This window comes from Pseudomonas sp. YuFO8 (genome assembly GCF_035065025.1).
Classification (GTDB): Bacteria; Pseudomonadota; Gammaproteobacteria; order Pseudomonadales; family Pseudomonadaceae; genus Aquipseudomonas; species Aquipseudomonas putida_AE.
This window is the reverse complement of sequence record NZ_JAXDEQ010000005.1, coordinates 166572-183909: the sequence shown is the minus strand read 5'-3', so window position 1 is coordinate 183909 and position 17338 is coordinate 166572. Positions and strand designations below refer to the sequence as shown.

Below are 17338 nucleotides of genomic sequence, written 5' to 3'. Positions count from 1 at the left end.
GCGGCGGCCACGCCTATCAGGCCTTTATGCTTGATCAGGTTGAATGGGTTTGCGACGGAAGGTGGATATTTATCAACTGAATTCCGCGTTTTCGCCGATATTGCTGCTTTAGTCCTATGAGAAGCCGATTCCTTGAGGCGCCGATCAGCACCTCGACAAAATGTTGCGCGTGAACAAGCTGGGTCAATCGCAGTCTGTTCTGCATCGAATTTTTATTTGCCGGGGCGCCCGTTGGCGCGTCGCTACCGTGAGATAGCCGTCCTCCATGTTTGGTTCCAACGACGACAAGAAGACCCCAGCTGCGGCTGGTGAAAAGAAAAGCCTGTTCGGATGGCTGCGCAAAAAGCCGCAGGAACCCGTCGTCGAACAGCCACAGCCACTTCCTGAGCCAACGCCTGCGCCGGTGATAGACGCCGAACCTGCGCCGGTGGTGTTGCCGATCGCCGAGCCGGTGCTGCAACCGGTTGTCGAGCCTGCACCTGAAATCGTCGCCGAACTGCCGCTGACCCCGGTCGCTGAGCCTTGGCTGACCTTGCCGGTGGCGGAAGAGCCGGTGGCGCTGGTCGAAGACGAGCAGGCGCCGCATGTGACGCCGCCGATTCCGGCACCCGCTGCGTGGACGCCGGAGCCGGTTCGGGCGCCAGTGATCGAGCCGGTCGTTGCGCCCGCGGTCGAGGCTGCGCCAACGCCTGCGGCTCCTGTATTTGTTCCGCCGGTTGTACCGATTGTCCAGGCGCCAGAGCCTGCACCTGCACCTGCACCTGCACCTGCACCTGCACCTGCACCTGCACCTGTTATTACGCCTGTCGCCTCCGCCCCCGTCGAAGCGCCAGTCGAAGTTCCAGCCGAGCCAGTACGCTCCGAGGAAACCAAAGCCGGTTTCTTCGCCCGCCTCAAGCAAGGCCTGTCCAAGACCAGCGCCAGCATCGGCGAAGGCATGGCCAGCCTGTTCCTGGGCAGGAAAGCCATCGATGACGAGTTGCTTGATGACCTCGAAACTCGCCTGCTGACCGCTGACGTTGGCGTCGAAGCCACTTCAGTGATTATCCAGCGCCTGACCCAGAAGGTCGCACGCAAGGAGCTGGCCGATGCCGACGCGTTGTACAAATCCTTGCAGGGCGAGCTGGCAGCCATGCTCAAGCCCGTCGAGCAACCGCTGAAAATCACCTCGCAGAACAAGCCGTTCGTGATCCTGGTGGTCGGCGTCAACGGCGCCGGTAAAACCACCACGATCGGCAAGCTGGCGAAAAAACTGCAGCTGGAAGGCAAGAAAGTCATGCTCGCCGCCGGCGACACCTTCCGCGCCGCCGCCGTCGAGCAACTGCAGGTCTGGGGCGAACGCAACAAGATTCCGGTCATCGCCCAGCACACCGGCGCCGACTCGGCTTCGGTGATCTTCGACGCCGTGCAGGCCGCCAAGGCCCGTGGCATCGATGTGCTGATCGCCGATACCGCCGGTCGCCTGCACACCAAAGACAACCTGATGGAAGAACTGAAGAAGGTTCGCCGGGTGATCGGCAAGCTCGATGCCGACGCACCCCACGAGGTGTTGCTGGTACTCGATGCCGGCACCGGCCAGAACGCCATCAACCAGGCCAAGCAATTCAACCAGACCGTCGAACTGACCGGCCTGGCGCTGACCAAGCTCGACGGCACCGCCAAGGGCGGGGTGATATTCGCCCTGGCCAAGCAGTTTGGCCTGCCGATCCGCTACATCGGCGTTGGTGAAGGCATCGACGATCTGCGCACTTTTGAAGCTGAACCCTTTGTCCAGGCACTGTTTGCCGAGCGGGAGCGTTCATGATTCGTTTCGAACAGGTCGGTAAACGCTACCCGAACGGTCACGTCGGCTTGCATGAGCTGAGCTTTCGGGTCCGTCGCGGCGAGTTTTTGTTCGTCACTGGCCATTCCGGCGCCGGCAAAAGCACTTTGCTGCGACTGCTGCTGGCCATGGAGCGCCCGACCAGTGGCAAGCTGCTGCTGGCCGGGCAAGACCTGAGCACCATCAGCAACGCACAGATTCCCTTCCTGCGTCGGCAGATCGGCGTGGTGTTCCAGAACCACCAGTTGCTGTTCGATCGCACGGTGTTCAACAACGTCGCGCTGCCGTTGCAGATACTCGGTTTGTCCAAGGCTGAAATCGCCAAGCGCGTGGACTCGGCCCTGGAGCGCGTGGCGCTGTCGGACAAGACCGACCTGTATCCCGGCGACCTGTCCACCGGTCAGCAACAGCGCGTCGGCATTGCCCGCGCCATCGTGCACCGCCCGGCCCTGCTGCTGGCGGACGAACCGACCGGTAACCTCGACCCGCGCCTGGCGGCGGAAATCATGGGTGTGTTCGAAGACATCAATCGCCTGGGCACCAGCGTGCTGATCGCCAGCCACGACCTGGCGCTGATCGCGCGCATGCGCCACCGCATGCTGACGTTGCAACGCGGCCGATTGATCGGCGATGGGGAGGCCGGCGAATGAGTGCGACCCGCAGTCCAAAGGTTTCCGAGCGCGTGGCCCCCAAGGCTGCCGACCCGCAACCGAAGAAGAAAAAACACGACGACGATGACGGGCCGGACTTCGCCACGCTGTTGCGCGCCTGGATCGAGAGCCATCGCGCCAGCCTGCTCGACAGCTTGCGCCGCCTGGGCAAGCAGCCCATCGGCAGCTTTTTCACCTGCATGGTGATGGCGGTGGCCTTGAGTTTGCCCATGGGGCTGTCACTTTTGCTAAGTAACGTCGAGCGACTGGGCGGTTCATGGCAGCGCGCGGCGCAGATTTCCCTGTACCTGCAACTCGACGCCAGCCCGACTGACGGCGAGGCGCTGCGCGAACAGATCAAGGGCATCCCTGGCGTGGCAGATGCCGAATACGTCGGCCGCGATCAGGCGCTGGAAGAGTTCCAGCAGCAGTCCGGCCTGGGTGAAGCGCTCAAGGAACTGCCGGAAAACCCGCTGCCTGGCGTGGTTCTGGTGACGCCGACCGAGGTCGACAAGCCGACCCTTGAAGCATTAAGACAAAAACTTTCCGAACTGCCCAGGGTACAACAGGCGCAGCTTGATCTAGTCTGGGTCGAGCGTCTGGCAGCCATCCTCAAGCTGGGCGACCGTTTTGTCTTCGGTCTGACCGTGCTCCTGGTTTCCGCATTACTTTTGGTGATAGGCAATACCATTCGTCTTCATATTGAAAACCGCCGCACAGAGATAGAAGTGATTAAACTCGTAGGCGGCACCGACAGCTATGTGCGCAGGCCCTTTCTTTATATGGGCGCGCTCTACGGTTTCGGTGCGGGGATTCTTTCCTGGGGCGTATTGGCGTTCGGCCTGAACTGGTTGAACGATGCAGTGGTCGGGCTGGCCGGTTTATATGGCAGTGATTTCGCACTGGCCGGCGTACCGGTTGCCGACGGTCTGTCTCTCTTGCTTGGCGCGGTGCTGTTGGGTTATATCGGTGCATGGATTGCAGTCGCACGTCATCTCAGGGAGCTGGCGCCGAAGTAGAATCTTTTTTGCGCGTGATTGACCTTGCAGTTTTTAGGGGAACTTGTCTTTCGGTTTCCGGTCAATTTTCGCAGTGCCATTGGCACGAGTATGTAAGTGGGAGGTTTTTTCGTATGACCAATTCTTTGCAGCCTGCATATGCTCTGGTCCCGGGTGCGAACCTGGAGGCCTATGTGCACACCGTCAACAGCATTCCATTGCTGACGCCGGAGCAGGAGCGTGAACTGGCCGAGAGTCTCTATTATGAGCAGGATCTTGAGGCGGCTCGGCAGATGGTGCTCGCCCACCTGCGTTTTGTCGTACATATCGCCCGTAGCTATTCCGGCTACGGCCTGGCCCAGGCTGACCTGATCCAGGAAGGTAACGTCGGCCTGATGAAGGCCGTGAAGCGCTTCAACCCGGAAATGGGCGTGCGCCTGGTGTCCTTTGCCGTGCACTGGATCAAGGCGGAAATCCACGAATTCATCCTGCGTAACTGGCGCATCGTGAAAGTCGCGACCACCAAGGCCCAGCGCAAGCTGTTCTTCAACCTGCGCAGCCAGAAAAAACGCCTGGCCTGGCTGAACAACGAGGAAGTTCACCGTGTGGCGGAAAGCCTTGGCGTCGAGCCGCGGGAAGTGCGCGAGATGGAAAGTCGCCTGACCGGTCACGACATGGCCTTCGACCCGGCGGCCGAAGCCGACGACGACAGCGCTTTCCAATCGCCGGCCAACTATCTGGAAGACCACCGGTACGACCCGGCCCGTCAACTGGAAGATGCCGACTGGAGCGACAACTCCAACCACAACCTGCACGAAGCGCTGGAAGTGCTGGACGACCGCAGCCGCGACATCCTCTACCAGCGCTGGCTGGCAGAAGAAAAGTCCACGCTGCACGACCTGGCGCAGAAGTACAACGTATCGGCCGAGCGTATTCGTCAGCTCGAGAAGAGCGCGATGAACAAGCTCAAAATGTCGATCGCCGCGTAAGCTGCACCAAGGCAATAAAAAAAGCCCCGATCATTGATCGGGGCTTTTTTGTTTGGAGCGAGAATCCCTGGTGTGCCGCAGAGCCAATGTGGGAGCGGGCTTGCTCGCGAAGGCGTCGCGTCAGGCGCTTTAATACTGAATGACACACCGCTTTCGCGAGCAATCCCGCTCCCACAGGGGATCTGCGGTGTTACTGCGCCCAAGGCGCACGACGCGAGTCGTTCAGGCCCACCAGATAGCTGTCCCCACCGAGCTGGCTCATCTGCTGCCGAATCCAGCCAGCGCGTCGCGCCACGTAATTGGTCGGGTGGCTGGCGCTCCACACCCGCGGATTAGGTAACACCGCTGCCAACAGGCTCGATTGCTGGCGGCTGAGGCCTTTCGCGCTCACGCCAAAGTGGTGCCTGGCCGCGGCTTCGGCGCCAAACACCCCGTCATCCCACTCAACGCTGTTGAGGTACACCTCAAGAATCCGCTGTTTGGGCCAGAACACCTCGATCAACCCGGTAAACCAGGCTTCCAGGCCTTTGCGCAGCCAGCTGCGGCCGGACCACAGGAACAGGTTCTTCGACACCTGCTGGCTTAGGGTGCTGGCACCACGAATCGTGCCGCCGAGCTCGTTGTGGGCCAGTGCTTTCTGGATCGCGCCAAAGTCAAAACCCCAATGCTCGGGAAATTTCTGGTCCTCACCGGCAATCACCGCGACTTTCAGGTCGTCGGAGATTTCATCCCAGGGTTTCCAGGTGCGTTGCAGGTCGATGGGCTCGCCATCGATCCAGGATTCGATCTTGCGCTCGACCATCAGCGTGGTCCCGGGCGGTGGCACCACGCGAAAAATCAACACCAGCACGACGCTGACGCCCATGAACCAGAGCACGGCCTTGATGAAACGACGGAAATAGATACGCAGCATAGAGATGGCTTGGCCGAACCCGTTGAGCGGGCCATTATACAGACCCTGTTGATCGAGACTGACTGGAGTTCTTCATGCTGCGTGGCTTTTTGATGCTGGCCGCTTTTTTCGGCTTCACCGGAGTCGGTCTCGGCGCGTTCGCCGCCCACGGCCTGAAAAACCGCCTGAGTGCCGAATACCTGGCGATTTTCCATACCGGCGTCACCTATCAGCTGGTGCACACCCTGGCATTGCTGGGCGTGGCATTACTGGCGACGCAGATGCCCGGTCGCCTGGTCACCTGGGCCGGTGCTTCCTTTGTCATCGGCATCCTGCTTTTCTCCGGCAGCCTGTACGTGCTGACGCTGACGGGTGTCAGCAAGCTCGGCATCGTCACCCCCTTCGGCGGCCTGGCGTTCCTGGCGGGCTGGCTCTGCCTGGGCCTTGCCGCCTGGCGCTTGCCGCTGACCGCTTGACGCTTGTTGCTGACCTTTAGGTCACGATCGGGCTAGAATGCCAGCCCCAAAAAATGATGGCGGCATTGCGCATGCGCATTCAGTTGAACGGCGAATCCTTTGAACTGCCCGACGGTGAAACCGTTGCGGCCCTGCTGACTCGTCTGGACTTGACCGGACGCCGTGTGGCGGTCGAACTCAATCTGGATATCGTCCCGCGCAGTCAGCACGCAGGCACCACGTTGAACGACGGCGACAACGTCGAAGTGGTGCACGCCATCGGCGGCGGCTAGTAGTCTCGGCCGATTGGCCACAGAATTCTGCAAGACCCTCACCCCTACAGAGGATTCCCCATGAGCATCGTTCGTAACGACAAGCCTTTCGTCCTGGCCGGTCGTACTTACCAGTCGCGTTTGCTGGTCGGTACCGGCAAGTACCGTGACATGGAAGAAACCCGCCTGGCCATCGAGGCCTCGGGTGCCGAGATCGTCACTTTCGCCGTGCGCCGTACCAACCTCGGCCAGAACGCGGGCGAACCGAACCTGCTGGATTTCCTCTCGCCGGATCGCTACACCTTCCTGCCGAACACCGCCGGCTGCTACGACGCGATCGAGGCCGTGCGCACCTGCCGCCTGGCCCGTGAGCTGCTCGATGGCCACAACCTGGTGAAGCTGGAAGTGCTGGCCGACCAGAAAACCCTGTTCCCCAACGTGATCGAAACCCTCAAGGCCGCTGAATTGCTGGTAAAGGAAGGCTTCGACGTGATGGTCTACACCAGCGATGACCCGATCATTGCCCGTCAACTGGCGGAAATCGGCTGCATCGCAGTGATGCCGCTGGCCGGTCTTATCGGTTCGGGCCTGGGGATCTGCAACCCGTACAACCTGCAGATCATCCTCGAAGAAGCGAACATCCCGGTGCTGGTGGATGCCGGTGTCGGCACCGCATCCGACGCCACCATCGCCATGGAACTGGGCTGTGATGCGGTGCTGATGAACTCGGCCATCGCCCACGCCCAGCAGCCGATCATGATGGCCGAAGCCATGCAACACGCGATCGTCGCAGGCCGCCTGGCCTACCTCGCCGGCCGCATGCCGAAAAAACTCTATGCCAGCGCCTCTTCGCCGCTGGATGGTCTGATCAAGTAAGAGCCATTGATGACTGAATCGAACGACACGCCAATCCAGACGGAAGAAGGCGACGAGCGCCAACACCGCCGCATCAAGAGTTTCGTGATGCGCGCCGGGCGCATGACCGAAGGCCAGCAACGCGGCCTGGAGCAGGGCGCGCCACTGTTCGTGCTGCCCCTGGCCGAAGCGCCGGTGGACTTCGACCAGGTGTTCGGTCGCTCGGCACCGCGCTCGCTGGAAATCGGCTTCGGCATGGGCCATTCGCTGCTGGAAATGGCCGCGGCTTCGCCGGATCAGGATTTCATCGGCGTCGAGGTTCACCGTCCGGGTGTCGGCGCGCTGCTCAATGGCGTGCTGACTCAGGGTTTGACCAACCTGCGGGTCTACGATTGCGATGCCATTGAAGTGCTCAACCGCTGCGTGGCCGATAACAGCCTCGACCGCCTGATGCTGTTTTTCCCGGACCCATGGCACAAGAGCCGTCACCACAAGCGTCGTATCGTCCAGGCGTCATTCGCCGAGCTGGTGCGCAGCAAGCTGAAGGTCGGCGGTATCCTGCACATGGCCACCGACTGGGAACCGTATGCCGAGTACATGCTGGAAGTGATGAACGTGGCCCCGGGTTACCGCAACCTGGCCGAAGACGGAAAATGTGTACCACGCCCGGCCGAGCGGCCGATCACCAAGTTCGAACGCCGTGGCGAACGTCTTGGACATGGCGTTTGGGACCTGAAGTTCGAAAAACAGTCCTAATGTTCAGGAGCGGCTCGCCCGCTCCTGCCCATGTTGAATCTCAGAGCAATAGCGACCAGGCAACGCTGGATATCATCAGCATGGCAAAGCTTATGTTGAGTGCTCGATTCCAGCGTGGTCGGATAAAAAAGCGTCTCAAATGATTGCCGGAACAAAGCCAGATAAAATCAAAAGTAACGCAGATCCCCAGGCTACCAGCAATCTTGAATACCAAATCCCATGGATGTGGTAATCCCAGCGGAAATCCTCCCAGCAGCGCTGCAAATACTGCGTAGGCTTTGATATTGGTTACGCCAATAATAAATCCGGCATTCCATCGTGGTGCTGCCACCGTTGTTACACTACTGATAGGCGGAGTTCTAGCAATCGACCAGGCGAGGAACAGGATGTAGGCTGCCGAGACAAGTCCCACTCCCGTAGCAAGTATTGGAACCTGTTGAATAACAAGGAAGACGCCTGACGCTACCAGGCTAACTGAAATCGCGAGCCCTGCCATGATTCCGGCGAAGAACAGGAGTGATCGCTTGAGCCCGTATGCCGCCCCACTCGCCGCCAGAGCCATTGTTGCGGGCCCTGGACTTGCAAGTAGCGCTGAGGCTGTTATTAGAAAAGAAAACTCCGAAGATGTAATAAAGCTCATAGGGAAAACCTGAAAGAGGGCTTCAGTGAGTAGCGGTGTCGTGGCAGAAGTACAGCGTTCTAAAATCTTTCATGAACTCGATTACATCTTGGGCAATCAACTCGGGACTGCGTGAATGGTGCAGTGCTTCGGCTATTCTTTCAGCTATCCACGCCATGTGGTGCTCCTTCATTCCTCGTCTTGTGATTTCGGTAGTACCCAGTCTTATCGCGCTTTGATCTGCAGGGCTGTCTTTTGATGATCCCCAGCCAAGTGGTGTTTTATTGCATATGATATTGGCAGACTCTAATAATCTGACTTCCTGGGCGGCGCTATCCAGATAAGTCGATTTAATAACAATCTGGTGGGTGGCTGTAAAATTGCGCTCGTGGAATAGAACATTCAAACCTCGCTTTTTTAGTTCCATGCCCAATCGTTGCTCTATGTATTAATGTAAATATACGCTGTTCTGGGAACAGGTTTGAAAGATAGCAGGCAAACAGATTTTCGTCGGGCTCAAGTTTCATTTTGATACCTCGTCATCTCATTCCGATTTTTATGTAGTATTTTTCTATAACGCTGTTTGGCGGTTTTTTGAGTGTATGAGTACAGCCGACGACGTGCTATGAATTCCATTGGCATGCGACAAGATCAACGAGTTCTCCTTCATAGACCTGTTTTCAGAAGGCCATCAGAATGAAAAAACTTATTAAAAAAGAGGCGGTACTTGACCCGCTCGACAAGTCGATCATCACTGCACTGAATAGTAATGCCAGGTTGTCGGTGAAAGCATTGAGCCGGCAGGTTGGCCTGTCTGCGCCCAGTTGCGGGGAGCGACTTCGGCACTTGGAGAGGACTGCAATCAAGGGTTACTGCGTCGATGTCGATCCCGAGGTGGTCGGATATCGGCTGCAGATGATTGTTCGGATGCGCTCCAATCCCGGTCAGATGCAAACGGTGGAGCAGCTACTCAGGGAGGCGGAGGAGTGCGTCACCTTTTACAAGGTGACGGGGGATGACGACTTTGTCTGCGTGATGTATCTGCGCTCAGTCGACCATCTAGACGAACTGCTATGCCGTTTTGCGCCAATGGCAGCAACTCATACGTCGTTGATCAAAGCAATGGAGCGCAAGTTGCCGCCGCTTTAGCGGCGGTCGGCGACTACGCCAATCAGCACCAGTACCACCAACAACACCGGCGCCAGGCTGTAGTTGTTGAACTGGCTCAAACCCTTGACGATCCACGGCGTGGCATAGATCAGCGCCGCACCGCTGCCGATCATGCACAGCAGGGACATCAGCGGTACGCGCAAGGCGCCAGCGATGCTGCCCAGGCGTTGCTCGACCCAGCCTTTGAAATCCGCACCGAACAACACCAGCAGGCAACCTACCAGGGCGAGGGCGATTTCCGAGAGGTTGCTGCGGCTCCAGCGAGACGCGGTGGCGAGCAGGTCGAGTACCAAATCCATTCGTTTTCCCTTAAGGCTGAAATCAGCTCAGAAATTTCTGCAGCAAGTCGTTGAGGAAGAGTTGTCCGCGCTCGGTAGCCGCCAGACGTGACGGTTCGACCTGCAACAGGCCGCTTTGTTCGGCTTCGCGACGGCTTTTGGCGAGGCTTTCCAGGGACATTCCGGTGCGTTCCGGGTACAGCCGCGCCTCGACCCCGGCCGTCAGGCGCAGGGCGTTCATCAGGAACTCGAACGGCATCTCGTCATTGGTCAGCGCTTTCTCGCCGGCCTGGAAGCTTTTCGCCGGATTCAGGTAATCCTTCGGCAAGCGGGTCTTCCAGGTGCGCACGATACGGCCGTCCGGATGGCTCAGCTTGCCGTGGGCGCCGGCACCGATGCCGATGAAGTCGCCAAAACTCCAGTAATTGAGATTGTGCCGCGCCGGGCGCCCGGGCTGGGCGTAGGCGGAGACTTCGTATTGCGCGTAACCGTGTTCGGCCAGCAGCGCCTGCCCGGCTTCCTGGATATCCCACAGGGTGTCGTCTTCCGGCAGCGTCGGTGGCTGGTTCCAGAACACGGTGTTCGGTTCCAGGGTCAGCTGATACCAGGACAGGTGGGTCGGCTTCAGGGCGATGGCCTGGCGCAGGTCGCTCAGGGCGTCGTCCAGGGATTGATCGGGCAAGCCGTGCATCAAGTCCAGGTTGAAGTTATCGAACCCGGCCTGACGGGCCATGCCGGCGGCGCGCACCGCTTCGTCACCGTTGTGGATGCGACCCAGGGCCTCGAGCTTTTCTTGTTGAAAGCTCTGGATGCCGATCGACAGGCGATTGATGCCCAGCGCGCGGTAGGCAACGAACTTCTCTTGCTCGAACGTACCGGGGTTGGCTTCCAGGGTGATTTCGATGTCGTGGGCAAACGGGATGCGCTGTTCTACGCCTTTGAGCAGGCGCCCCAAGGCCTGGGCACTGAACAGGCTTGGCGTGCCGCCGCCGAAGAAGATCGAACTCAGCTCGCGGCCATAGACAGCGTGCAGGTCCTGGTCGAGGTCGGCCAGCAATGCGTCGACATACTCTTCTTCCGGCAGCACGGGGCTGGCGGTGTGGGAGTTGAAGTCGCAATAGGGGCATTTGCGTACGCACCACGGGATGTGGATGTACAGCGCCAGGGGCGGCAGCACCGGCAGGGCGGCCCGAGGCGATTGTGCGGCGCCGCCGAAGATCAGCGGCGACGCGGAGGATTCACGGGTCATTTCAAGCCCAGGCGCTGGCGCAGCAGATCCATTGCACGGGCGCGGTGGCTGATCTGGTTCTTGTCGGCCGGGCTCAACTCGGCGCTGGAGCAATCACGCTCCGGCACCCAGAACAGCGGGTCGTAGCCAAAACCGTGTTCGCCGCTGGCCTGGGTCAGGATGCGCCCGTGCCACAGGCCTTCGCAGAGAATCGGCAGCGGATCGTCGGCGTGTCTTACCAGCGCCAGCACGCAGACGAACTGCGCGCCGCGTTCGGCTTCAGGCACGTCCTTCAACACGTCGAGCAGCTTGGCGTTGTTCGCCGCATCGCCCTTGCCATCGGCATAACGCGCCGAGTAGATGCCCGGCGCACCGCCGAGGAAATCCACCGCCAGCCCGGAATCGTCGGCCAGGGCCGGCAGGCCGGAAATGCGCGCGGCATTGCGGGCCTTGAGGATGGCGTTCTCGACGAACGACAGGCCGGTTTCTTCAGGCTCCACGCTGCTGAACTCGCCGATCGAGCGCAGTTGCACCGACTCGCCGAGCATGGCCTGGAGTTCCTTGAGTTTGCCGGCGTTGTGGCTGGCCAGTACGAGTTGCGTGAAGTTGATCATTCGCCGGGGAAGAGCTCTTGGTTGAAGTTGATGGTGTTGATTTTGTCACCGGTCTGCACCTTGATGTCGAAGGTGCGGGTTTCCTGCTGCTCCACCGGGAATTGGGCGATGTAGTAGATCGCGCCTTGTTCGGTGATCTGGCGGAAGTTCAGGTTCACACTCTGGCTGGTCAGGTCTTTGACCGTACCGCTGACCTGGGCCATCTGCGGCTTGCCGTCCTTGAGCACCGAAACGTTGATCACGCCCTGGTTCTTGCTGCGGGTGAGCTCTGCGGCCTTGGCAATGTCCGGCGTCAGGAACGTGGAGTTGAAGGTGTTGTAGTGCACCGTCACGTCGCCGAATTTTTCCTGACGATCACCTTTGATCGCATCGGCGGCCATGGCCGTGACGCTCAGGCAGGCGGTGAGTAGAAGCAGCGCTAGACGACCCATGTTCGTTCTCCTCGAAATGTGGTGATTCAGACCGCGACCTTGTGGTCTGCAAGCCCCGGACTGCTGACGCGGTAAATACCGATCTCACCTAACAGATTAGGCCATAGCTTACTGGCCCACCCGTGCCGATGCTGTTGATCCACGGCCAGCCGATCAATGACCTTGGCCTCACGTTCGCGACACAAGGCTTCAAAATCCGCGAAGGTGCAGAAGTGAATGTTCGGCGTGTTGTACCAGGTGTAGGGCAGGAACTCGGAAACCGGCATCCGGCCCTTGCTCGCCAGGTACCAGCGGCAGCGCCAGTGACCGAAATTGGGGAAGGTGATGATGCACTGGCGGCCGACCCGCAGCATTTCCTCGAGGATCTTGTCCGGGTAGTGCACTGCTTGCAGCGCCTGGGTCATGACCACGATGTCGAAGCTGTTGCTGGCAAAGTTGCCCAGGCCCTTGTCCAGGTCCTGCTCGATGACGTTGATGCCCTTGGCCACGCACTCGGCGATGTTGTCCGCGTCGTTTTCCAGGCCGTAGCCGGTGACCTGCTTGTTGTCGCGCAGCCAGGTCAGCAGCTCGCCATCGCCGCAACCGAGGTCGAGCACGCGGCTACCGGCGGGGATCCATTCCTGGATGATTTCCAGATCAGCTCTCATGGCTATCTCACAACGTAATGCGGTTCATGTAATTGCCGAACGCCTGCAGGTAGCGCGGGATCGGAATCAGGAAGGCGTCGTGGCCCTGCGGCGCGTCGATTTCCAGGTAGCAGACGTCTTTGCGCGCGGCCATCAGCGCGTCCACCAGTTCCCGCGAGCGGGCAGGGGAGAAGCGCCAGTCGGTGGTGAACGACATCACGCAGAACTTGGCAGTGGCGCCGGCGAAGGTTTTCGCCAAGTCATCGTCGAAGTTGGCCGCCGGGTCGAAGTAGTCCAGGGCCTTGGTCATCAGCAGGTAAGTGTTGGCATCGAAACGCCCGGAGAACTCTTCACCCTGGTAACGCAGGTAGCTTTCGACCTGGAACTCGACGCTGTGGAAGTCGTAGTTGAGCTTCTCGCTTTTCAGGCCGCGACCGAATTTCTCGCCCATGGAGTCGTCGGAAAGGTAGGTGATGTGCCCGACCATGCGCGCCAGCATCAGCCCGCGCTTGGGGATCACGCTGTGTTCCTGGAACGAACCGCCGTGGAATTCGGGGTCGGTGAGGATCGCCTGGCGTGCCACTTCGTTGAAGGCGATGTTCTGCGCGGACAGCTTGGGGGCCGAGGCGATCGCCACGCAATGGCGGATGCGCTCGGGGTAAGTGATGCTCCATTGCATCGCCTGCATGCCGCCGAGGCTGCCGCCGATCACCGCGGCAAATTGGGCAATGCCGAGGCGATCGGCCAGGCGCGCCTGGCTGTGCACCCAGTCTTCCACGGTCAATACCGGGAAGTCCGCGCCGAACGGCTTGCCGGTCTCCGGGTTGATGCTGCTCGGGCCGGTAGAGCCATTGCAGCCGCCAAGGTTGTTCAGGCTGACCACGAAGAACTTGCTGGTGTCGATGGGCTTGCCGGGTCCGATGCAGCTGTCCCACCAACCGGGTTTACGGTCGTCGGGGCTGTGATAGCCCGCCGCATGGTGGTGGCCGGACAAGGCGTGGCAGATCAGCACGGCATTGCTCGCCGTGGCGTTCAGGGTGCCGTAGGTTTCGTAAACCAGGTCATAGGCCGGGAGCGAGCGGCCGCAGGCCAACGCCAGGGCTTCGCTGAAGTGCGCCACTTGCGGCGTCACCAGACCAACAGAATCGGGGGGAAAGGCAGCTGGCATCGACCCTGCTCTCGTTGAAATGAGGCGTAAGTCTAAAGACCGGTGGGGTTAGCGGCAAGCAAAGGCCGGGCCTGATTTATTTCAATTGGACCGAGGTGCGCCATTCCCGAGCAAGCCCGCTCCCACAGGGGAACGCATTCCAATGTGGGAGCGGGCTTGCTCGCGAAGAACGATAACGCGGTATTAGATCAGGCCAAACAATTCCTTCGGCATCAGCGCGTAGTACGCCAGGCGCGGAATCAGCCAGCTCTGCAGCAATTGCAGCGCGATGAAGGCGAAGATCGGCGAGATGTCGAGACCGCCCAGGTTCGGGATGATCCGGCGGAACGGAGCCAGTACCGGCTCGGTGATCTGCTGGACCAGTTCGGCGCCCGGGTTGTGGCTGCCCGGAGCGACCCAGGACAGGATCACGCTGATGATCATCGCCCAGAACAGGATCTTCAAGAACAGCGCGAAGATGCCGATCAGCGCCCAGGGTGCCAGGAACAGCACGTCGACCGAGTAGCCACTGAGCAGCAGGATGACCGCGAACAGCGCCATTTGCACGATCAGGGCCAGCACCAGCGAGGACATGTCCAGGCCGAACATGCTCGGGATCACCCGGCGCAGTGGCTTGAGCAGCGGTTGAGTAGCTTTTACGGCGAATTGGCAGAGCGGGTTGTAGAAGTTCGCCCGCACCAGTTGCAGGATGAAACGCAGCAACACGATCAAGAGATACAGGCTGCCCAAGGTCTGGATCACAAAAATGGCAGCGTCATTGAGTCCGAGCATTGTTGATTCCTTATTAAGTGCTGATTAGCGACCGAGTTGCTCAGCCATCTCGGCCGAGCGGTGCGCGGCGGCGCCCAGGGCTTTTTCCACCAGTGCTTCGAAGCCGTTGGCCTGGAACGATTTGATCGCGGCTTCCGTGGTGCCCGCAGGCGAAGTCACGCGGCGACGCAGCTCGGCGGCGTCGACGTCGCTGGACACTGCCATGTGGGCGGCGCCCAGGGCGGTCTGCAGCGTCAGTTGAGCGGCGATGTCTGCCGGCAGGCCGAGTTTGACGCCAGCGGCGGTCATGGCTTCGATCAGCAGGAAGAAGTACGCAGGGCCCGAGCCCGACACGGCAGTGACCGCATCCAGCTGCTGTTCCTCGTCCAGCCACAGGGCAACGCCAACGGCCGACAGCAGTTCCTGGGCTTGCTGGCGCTGCTCGGCGCTCACCTGGGCGGTGGCGAACAGACCGCTCACGCCCTGACGCAACAGCGCCGGGGTGTTGGGCATGCAGCGCACGATCGGCTGGGCGCCGAGCCAGTTGTTCATGCTGGCGCAGGTGATGCCGGCGGCGATCGACACTACCAGTTGCTCGGGTTTCAGGCTTGGGCGAATGGCTTCGCAGACAGCCTTCATCGCCTGGGGCTTCACCGCGAGCACGATCACGTCCGCGCCCTGGATGGCGTCGGCGTTGTCGGCGAACACTTCGATGCCGTGTTCGGCGCTCACGCGGGCACGGGTTTCTTCGCCCGGATCGCTGGCGCGGATCTGCGCCGCTTCCAGACCTTTGGCCCGCAGGCCGCCGATCAGGCTGGCGGCCATGTTGCCGGCACCGATAAAGGCAATACGTGTCTTGCTCATGTCAGGTCCTTATAAAATGGGGTCAAGGTTGACCGTAATCTCTGGCGCCAAACAGGGCCGTACCGATACGGACCCAGGTAGCGCCCTGGGCAATGGCCGACTCGAGGTCGTGGCTCATGCCCATGGAAAGTGTGTCGAGTGGCAAATTCAGGCTGGCCTGCAGGTTTTGCACGGCAGCGAAAGCGGCATCCTGGGCGGCGCGATCTTCGGTCGGCTCGGGAATCGCCATCAGCCCGCGCAACTTCAGGCGCGGCAAGGCGCTGATGGCGTTGGCCAGGGCCGGCAGGTCCGCCGGGGTGCAGCCGGATTTGCTGGCTTCACCACTGACGTTGACCTGGATGCAGATGTTCAAGGGGGGCAGATCGGCGGGACGTTGTTCGGACAAGCGTTGTGCAATTTTCAGGCGATCCACGGAATGCACCCAGGCGAAGTGCTCGGCGATTGCACGAGTCTTGTTCGATTGAATGGGGCCGATGAAGTGCCAGATCAAGGGCAGGTCGGTCAATTCAAGCTGCTTGCCCAGGGCTTCCTGCAGGTAGTTTTCACCAAAGTCGCGCAGGCCCGCGGCATGGGCTTCACGCAGCGCCTGGGCGGGTTTGGTCTTGCTCACGGCCAGCAACTGCACGCTGTTTTCATCGCGGTGGGCAGCGAGGGCGGCGGCACGAATGCGTGAACCAACCTGTTCAATGTTGTCTGCTATCGTGGACATTCAAGAGGCGCCAGCGGTCTGAGGTTGGCGGCATTCTACTGGAATTGAGGGGCGCTATGGATATCACTGAGTTGCTGGCGTTCAGCGCCAAACAAGGCGCGTCCGACCTGCATTTGTCGGCCGGCCTGCCGCCGATGATCCGCGTCGATGGCGACGTGCGGCGCATCAACTTGCCGGCCCTGGAGCACAAGGAGGTGCAGGCGCTGATCTACGACATCATGAACGATACCCAGCGGGTGGCGTTCGAACAGCATCTGGAAACCGACTTTTCCTTTGAGGTGCCCGGCATCGCGCGCTTCCGGGTCAATGCCTTCAATCAGAGCCGAGGCGCTGGTGCGGTGTTTCGTACGATCCCGTCCAGGGTCCGGAGCATGGAAGAGCTGGGCATGGGCGAAGTGTTTCACAAGATGACCGATGCACCCCGCGGGCTGGTGCTGGTGACAGGCCCGACGGGGTCCGGCAAGTCCACCACTCTGGCAGCGATGATCGATTACCTGAACAGCCATCGCCATCACCACATCCTGACGATTGAAGACCCTATCGAGTTCGTCCACGAATCGCGCAAATGCCTGATCAATCAGCGTGAAGTCCACCGCGATACCCGCAGTTTCGCCACAGCCTTGCGTTCGGCCCTTCGCGAAGACCCGGACGTGATCCTGGTGGGGGAGCTGCGGGACCTGGAGACCATTCGCCTGGCATTGACCGCTGCCGAGACGGGTCACTTGGTGTTCGGCACGCTGCACACGACCTCGGCGGCGAAAACCATCGACCGGATCATCGACGTGTTTCCGGGGGACGAGAAGGCGATGGTGCGTTCAATGCTGTCCGAATCGTTGCTGGCGGTGGTGTCCCAGACCCTGGTCAAGAAGATCGGGGGTGGTCGGGTGGCGGCTCACGAGATCATGCTCGGGACGTCGGCGATCCGTAACCTGATCCGTGAAGACAAGGTGGCGCAGATGTATTCGTCGATTCAGGCGGGTGGATCGCTGGGGATGCAGACGCTGGATATGAGTTTGAAGGATCTGGTAACCAGGGGTTTGGTCAGTCGCGATCAGGCGCGGGAGAAGGCGCGGTCGCCGGATAGTTTTTGATGGGGGGAAAAGCAAAAGATCGCAGCCTGCGGCAGCTCCTACAGGTAAACGCGAATCCCTGTGTAGGAGCTGCCGCAGGCTGCGATCTTTTGATCTTGTTT

General features: G+C 60.3%; 22 protein-coding genes. 10 read left to right on the top strand and 12 right to left on the bottom strand.

What is annotated here, in order from left to right:
- Positions 1 to 265: 265 nt before the first annotated feature.
- The 4 genes from ftsY (at position 266) to rpoH (ending at position 4459) form a co-directional block, all read left to right on the top strand.
- Positions 266 to 1804, top strand: coding sequence for a signal recognition particle-docking protein FtsY (ftsY, locus tag SOP95_RS06970; RefSeq protein WP_323606628.1), 1539 nt, complete (start codon positions 266 to 268; stop codon positions 1802 to 1804).
- Entirely contained in the window at positions 1801 to 2472 is a 672-nt protein-coding gene (gene ftsE, locus SOP95_RS06965; RefSeq protein WP_008065082.1) for a cell division ATP-binding protein FtsE, read from the top strand. The genes ftsY and ftsE overlap by 4 nt, the downstream gene beginning before the upstream one ends.
- Complete coding sequence (gene ftsX, locus SOP95_RS06960; RefSeq protein ID WP_274075664.1) at positions 2469 to 3491, top strand: permease-like cell division protein FtsX; 1023 nt, start codon at positions 2469 to 2471, stop codon at positions 3489 to 3491. The genes ftsE and ftsX overlap by 4 nt, the downstream gene beginning before the upstream one ends.
- Positions 3492 to 3604: 113 nt before the next feature.
- Positions 3605 to 4459, top strand: a complete 855-nt coding sequence (rpoH, locus tag SOP95_RS06955; RefSeq protein ID WP_323606627.1) for an RNA polymerase sigma factor RpoH — start codon at positions 3605 to 3607, stop codon at positions 4457 to 4459.
- 190 nt (positions 4460 to 4649) lie between these two features.
- Here the strand turns inward: rpoH and mtgA are convergent, their stop codons facing one another.
- Positions 4650 to 5372, bottom strand: a complete 723-nt coding sequence (mtgA, locus tag SOP95_RS06950) for a monofunctional biosynthetic peptidoglycan transglycosylase (RefSeq protein WP_323606626.1) — start codon at positions 5370 to 5372, stop codon at positions 4650 to 4652.
- A gap of 74 nt (positions 5373 to 5446) precedes the next feature.
- Here mtgA and SOP95_RS06945 point away from each other — a divergent pair, with 74 nt between their 5' ends.
- The 4 genes from SOP95_RS06945 to trmB all read left to right on the top strand — a co-directional run bounded on the left by SOP95_RS06945 (position 5447) and on the right by trmB (position 7689).
- Positions 5447 to 5827 carry a DUF423 domain-containing protein gene (locus tag SOP95_RS06945; RefSeq protein ID WP_274075662.1) on the top strand — a complete coding sequence of 127 codons (381 nt, stop codon included), beginning with the start codon at positions 5447 to 5449 and terminating at the stop codon, positions 5825 to 5827.
- A gap of 71 nt (positions 5828 to 5898) precedes the next feature.
- Positions 5899 to 6099, top strand: coding sequence for a sulfur carrier protein ThiS (gene thiS / locus SOP95_RS06940; RefSeq protein WP_046818722.1), 201 nt, complete (start codon positions 5899 to 5901; stop codon positions 6097 to 6099).
- A gap of 60 nt (positions 6100 to 6159) precedes the next feature.
- Positions 6160 to 6954 (top strand): thiazole synthase, encoded by a 795-nt coding sequence (locus SOP95_RS06935; RefSeq protein WP_323606625.1) that lies wholly within the window; start codon positions 6160 to 6162, stop codon positions 6952 to 6954.
- 9 nt (positions 6955 to 6963) lie between these two features.
- Positions 6964 to 7689, top strand: coding sequence for a tRNA (guanosine(46)-N7)-methyltransferase TrmB (gene trmB / locus SOP95_RS06930; protein WP_274075660.1), 726 nt, complete (start codon positions 6964 to 6966; stop codon positions 7687 to 7689).
- Positions 7690 to 7729: 40 nt separating this feature from the next.
- On the opposite strand, the gene SOP95_RS06925 is transcribed toward trmB, so the two are convergent.
- Positions 7730 to 8329, bottom strand: a complete 600-nt coding sequence (locus tag SOP95_RS06925) for a LysE family translocator (protein WP_323606624.1) — start codon at positions 8327 to 8329, stop codon at positions 7730 to 7732.
- A gap of 22 nt (positions 8330 to 8351) precedes the next feature.
- Positions 8352 to 8735: a hypothetical protein gene (locus SOP95_RS06920; protein ID WP_323606623.1), complete on the bottom strand. Its 384-nt coding sequence runs from the start codon at positions 8733 to 8735 to the stop codon at positions 8352 to 8354.
- A 269-nt stretch (positions 8736 to 9004) separates the two neighbouring features.
- Here SOP95_RS06920 and SOP95_RS06915 point away from each other — a divergent pair, with 269 nt between their 5' ends.
- The gene (locus tag SOP95_RS06915) at positions 9005 to 9457 is read left to right on the top strand and encodes an Lrp/AsnC family transcriptional regulator (protein WP_323606622.1); all 453 of its coding nucleotides are present in this window, start codon (positions 9005 to 9007) and stop codon (positions 9455 to 9457) included.
- Here SOP95_RS06915 and SOP95_RS06910 read toward each other — a convergent pair.
- The 9 genes from SOP95_RS06910 to SOP95_RS06870 all read right to left on the bottom strand — a co-directional run bounded on the left by SOP95_RS06910 (position 9454) and on the right by SOP95_RS06870 (position 16146).
- Positions 9454 to 9777 carry a DUF3392 domain-containing protein gene (locus SOP95_RS06910; RefSeq protein ID WP_008063519.1) on the bottom strand — a complete coding sequence of 108 codons (324 nt, stop codon included), beginning with the start codon at positions 9775 to 9777 and terminating at the stop codon, positions 9454 to 9456. The genes SOP95_RS06915 and SOP95_RS06910 overlap by 4 nt on opposite strands.
- A gap of 22 nt (positions 9778 to 9799) precedes the next feature.
- Positions 9800 to 11005, bottom strand: a complete 1206-nt coding sequence (hemW, locus tag SOP95_RS06905; protein ID WP_274075656.1) for a radical SAM family heme chaperone HemW — start codon at positions 11003 to 11005, stop codon at positions 9800 to 9802.
- Positions 11002 to 11598, bottom strand: coding sequence for an RdgB/HAM1 family non-canonical purine NTP pyrophosphatase (gene rdgB / locus SOP95_RS06900; RefSeq protein WP_323606621.1), 597 nt, complete (start codon positions 11596 to 11598; stop codon positions 11002 to 11004). The genes hemW and rdgB overlap by 4 nt, the downstream gene beginning before the upstream one ends.
- The gene (locus SOP95_RS06895) at positions 11595 to 12029 is read right to left on the bottom strand and encodes a DUF4426 domain-containing protein (RefSeq protein ID WP_274075654.1); all 435 of its coding nucleotides are present in this window, start codon (positions 12027 to 12029) and stop codon (positions 11595 to 11597) included. Before SOP95_RS06895 ends, rdgB begins: the two co-directional genes overlap by 4 nt.
- 26 nt (positions 12030 to 12055) lie before the next feature.
- Complete coding sequence (gene metW / locus SOP95_RS06890; protein WP_274075653.1) at positions 12056 to 12676, bottom strand: methionine biosynthesis protein MetW; 621 nt, start codon at positions 12674 to 12676, stop codon at positions 12056 to 12058.
- 7 nt (positions 12677 to 12683) lie between these two features.
- Positions 12684 to 13823 carry a homoserine O-succinyltransferase MetX gene (gene metX / locus SOP95_RS06885; RefSeq protein WP_323606620.1) on the bottom strand — a complete coding sequence of 380 codons (1140 nt, stop codon included), beginning with the start codon at positions 13821 to 13823 and terminating at the stop codon, positions 12684 to 12686.
- A 183-nt stretch (positions 13824 to 14006) separates the two neighbouring features.
- Positions 14007 to 14594 carry a YggT family protein gene (locus SOP95_RS06880; protein ID WP_274075651.1) on the bottom strand — a complete coding sequence of 196 codons (588 nt, stop codon included), beginning with the start codon at positions 14592 to 14594 and terminating at the stop codon, positions 14007 to 14009.
- Positions 14595 to 14618: 24 nt separating this feature from the next.
- Positions 14619 to 15437 (bottom strand): pyrroline-5-carboxylate reductase, encoded by an 819-nt coding sequence (gene proC / locus SOP95_RS06875; protein WP_323606619.1) that lies wholly within the window; start codon positions 15435 to 15437, stop codon positions 14619 to 14621.
- Positions 15438 to 15459: 22 nt separating this feature from the next.
- Complete coding sequence (locus SOP95_RS06870; RefSeq protein WP_323606618.1) at positions 15460 to 16146, bottom strand: YggS family pyridoxal phosphate-dependent enzyme; 687 nt, start codon at positions 16144 to 16146, stop codon at positions 15460 to 15462.
- 56 nt (positions 16147 to 16202) lie between these two features.
- Here SOP95_RS06870 and SOP95_RS06865 point away from each other — a divergent pair, with 56 nt between their 5' ends.
- Positions 16203 to 17237, top strand: coding sequence for a type IV pilus twitching motility protein PilT (locus SOP95_RS06865; RefSeq protein ID WP_323606617.1), 1035 nt, complete (start codon positions 16203 to 16205; stop codon positions 17235 to 17237).
- Positions 17238 to 17338 lie beyond the last annotated feature (101 nt).

Bases quoted from the DNA above. Each gene is read 5' to 3' on its own strand.
- ftsY (WP_323606628.1), top strand. From the start codon at position 266: ATGTTTGGTTCCAACGACGACAAGAAGACCCCAGCTGCGGCTGGTGAA.
- ftsE (WP_008065082.1), top strand. From the start codon at position 1,801: ATGATTCGTTTCGAACAGGTCGGTAAACGCTACCCGAACGGTCACGTC.
- ftsX (WP_274075664.1), top strand. From the start codon at position 2,469: ATGAGTGCGACCCGCAGTCCAAAGGTTTCCGAGCGCGTGGCCCCCAAG.
- rpoH (WP_323606627.1), top strand. From the start codon at position 3,605: ATGACCAATTCTTTGCAGCCTGCATATGCTCTGGTCCCGGGTGCGAAC.
- mtgA (WP_323606626.1), bottom strand. From the start codon at position 5,372: ATGCTGCGTATCTATTTCCGTCGTTTCATCAAGGCCGTGCTCTGGTTC.
- SOP95_RS06945 (WP_274075662.1), top strand. From the start codon at position 5,447: ATGCTGCGTGGCTTTTTGATGCTGGCCGCTTTTTTCGGCTTCACCGGA.
- thiS (WP_046818722.1), top strand. From the start codon at position 5,899: ATGCGCATTCAGTTGAACGGCGAATCCTTTGAACTGCCCGACGGTGAA.
- SOP95_RS06935 (WP_323606625.1), top strand. From the start codon at position 6,160: ATGAGCATCGTTCGTAACGACAAGCCTTTCGTCCTGGCCGGTCGTACT.
- trmB (WP_274075660.1), top strand. From the start codon at position 6,964: ATGACTGAATCGAACGACACGCCAATCCAGACGGAAGAAGGCGACGAG.
- SOP95_RS06925 (WP_323606624.1), bottom strand. From the start codon at position 8,329: ATGAGCTTTATTACATCTTCGGAGTTTTCTTTTCTAATAACAGCCTCA.
- SOP95_RS06920 (WP_323606623.1), bottom strand. From the start codon at position 8,735: ATGGAACTAAAAAAGCGAGGTTTGAATGTTCTATTCCACGAGCGCAAT.
- SOP95_RS06915 (WP_323606622.1), top strand. From the start codon at position 9,005: ATGAAAAAACTTATTAAAAAAGAGGCGGTACTTGACCCGCTCGACAAG.
- SOP95_RS06910 (WP_008063519.1), bottom strand. From the start codon at position 9,777: ATGGATTTGGTACTCGACCTGCTCGCCACCGCGTCTCGCTGGAGCCGC.
- hemW (WP_274075656.1), bottom strand. From the start codon at position 11,005: ATGACCCGTGAATCCTCCGCGTCGCCGCTGATCTTCGGCGGCGCCGCA.
- rdgB (WP_323606621.1), bottom strand. From the start codon at position 11,598: ATGATCAACTTCACGCAACTCGTACTGGCCAGCCACAACGCCGGCAAA.
- SOP95_RS06895 (WP_274075654.1), bottom strand. From the start codon at position 12,029: ATGGGTCGTCTAGCGCTGCTTCTACTCACCGCCTGCCTGAGCGTCACG.
- metW (WP_274075653.1), bottom strand. From the start codon at position 12,676: ATGAGAGCTGATCTGGAAATCATCCAGGAATGGATCCCCGCCGGTAGC.
- metX (WP_323606620.1), bottom strand. From the start codon at position 13,823: ATGCCAGCTGCCTTTCCCCCCGATTCTGTTGGTCTGGTGACGCCGCAA.
- SOP95_RS06880 (WP_274075651.1), bottom strand. From the start codon at position 14,594: ATGCTCGGACTCAATGACGCTGCCATTTTTGTGATCCAGACCTTGGGC.
- proC (WP_323606619.1), bottom strand. From the start codon at position 15,437: ATGAGCAAGACACGTATTGCCTTTATCGGTGCCGGCAACATGGCCGCC.
- SOP95_RS06870 (WP_323606618.1), bottom strand. From the start codon at position 16,146: ATGTCCACGATAGCAGACAACATTGAACAGGTTGGTTCACGCATTCGT.
- SOP95_RS06865 (WP_323606617.1), top strand. From the start codon at position 16,203: ATGGATATCACTGAGTTGCTGGCGTTCAGCGCCAAACAAGGCGCGTCC.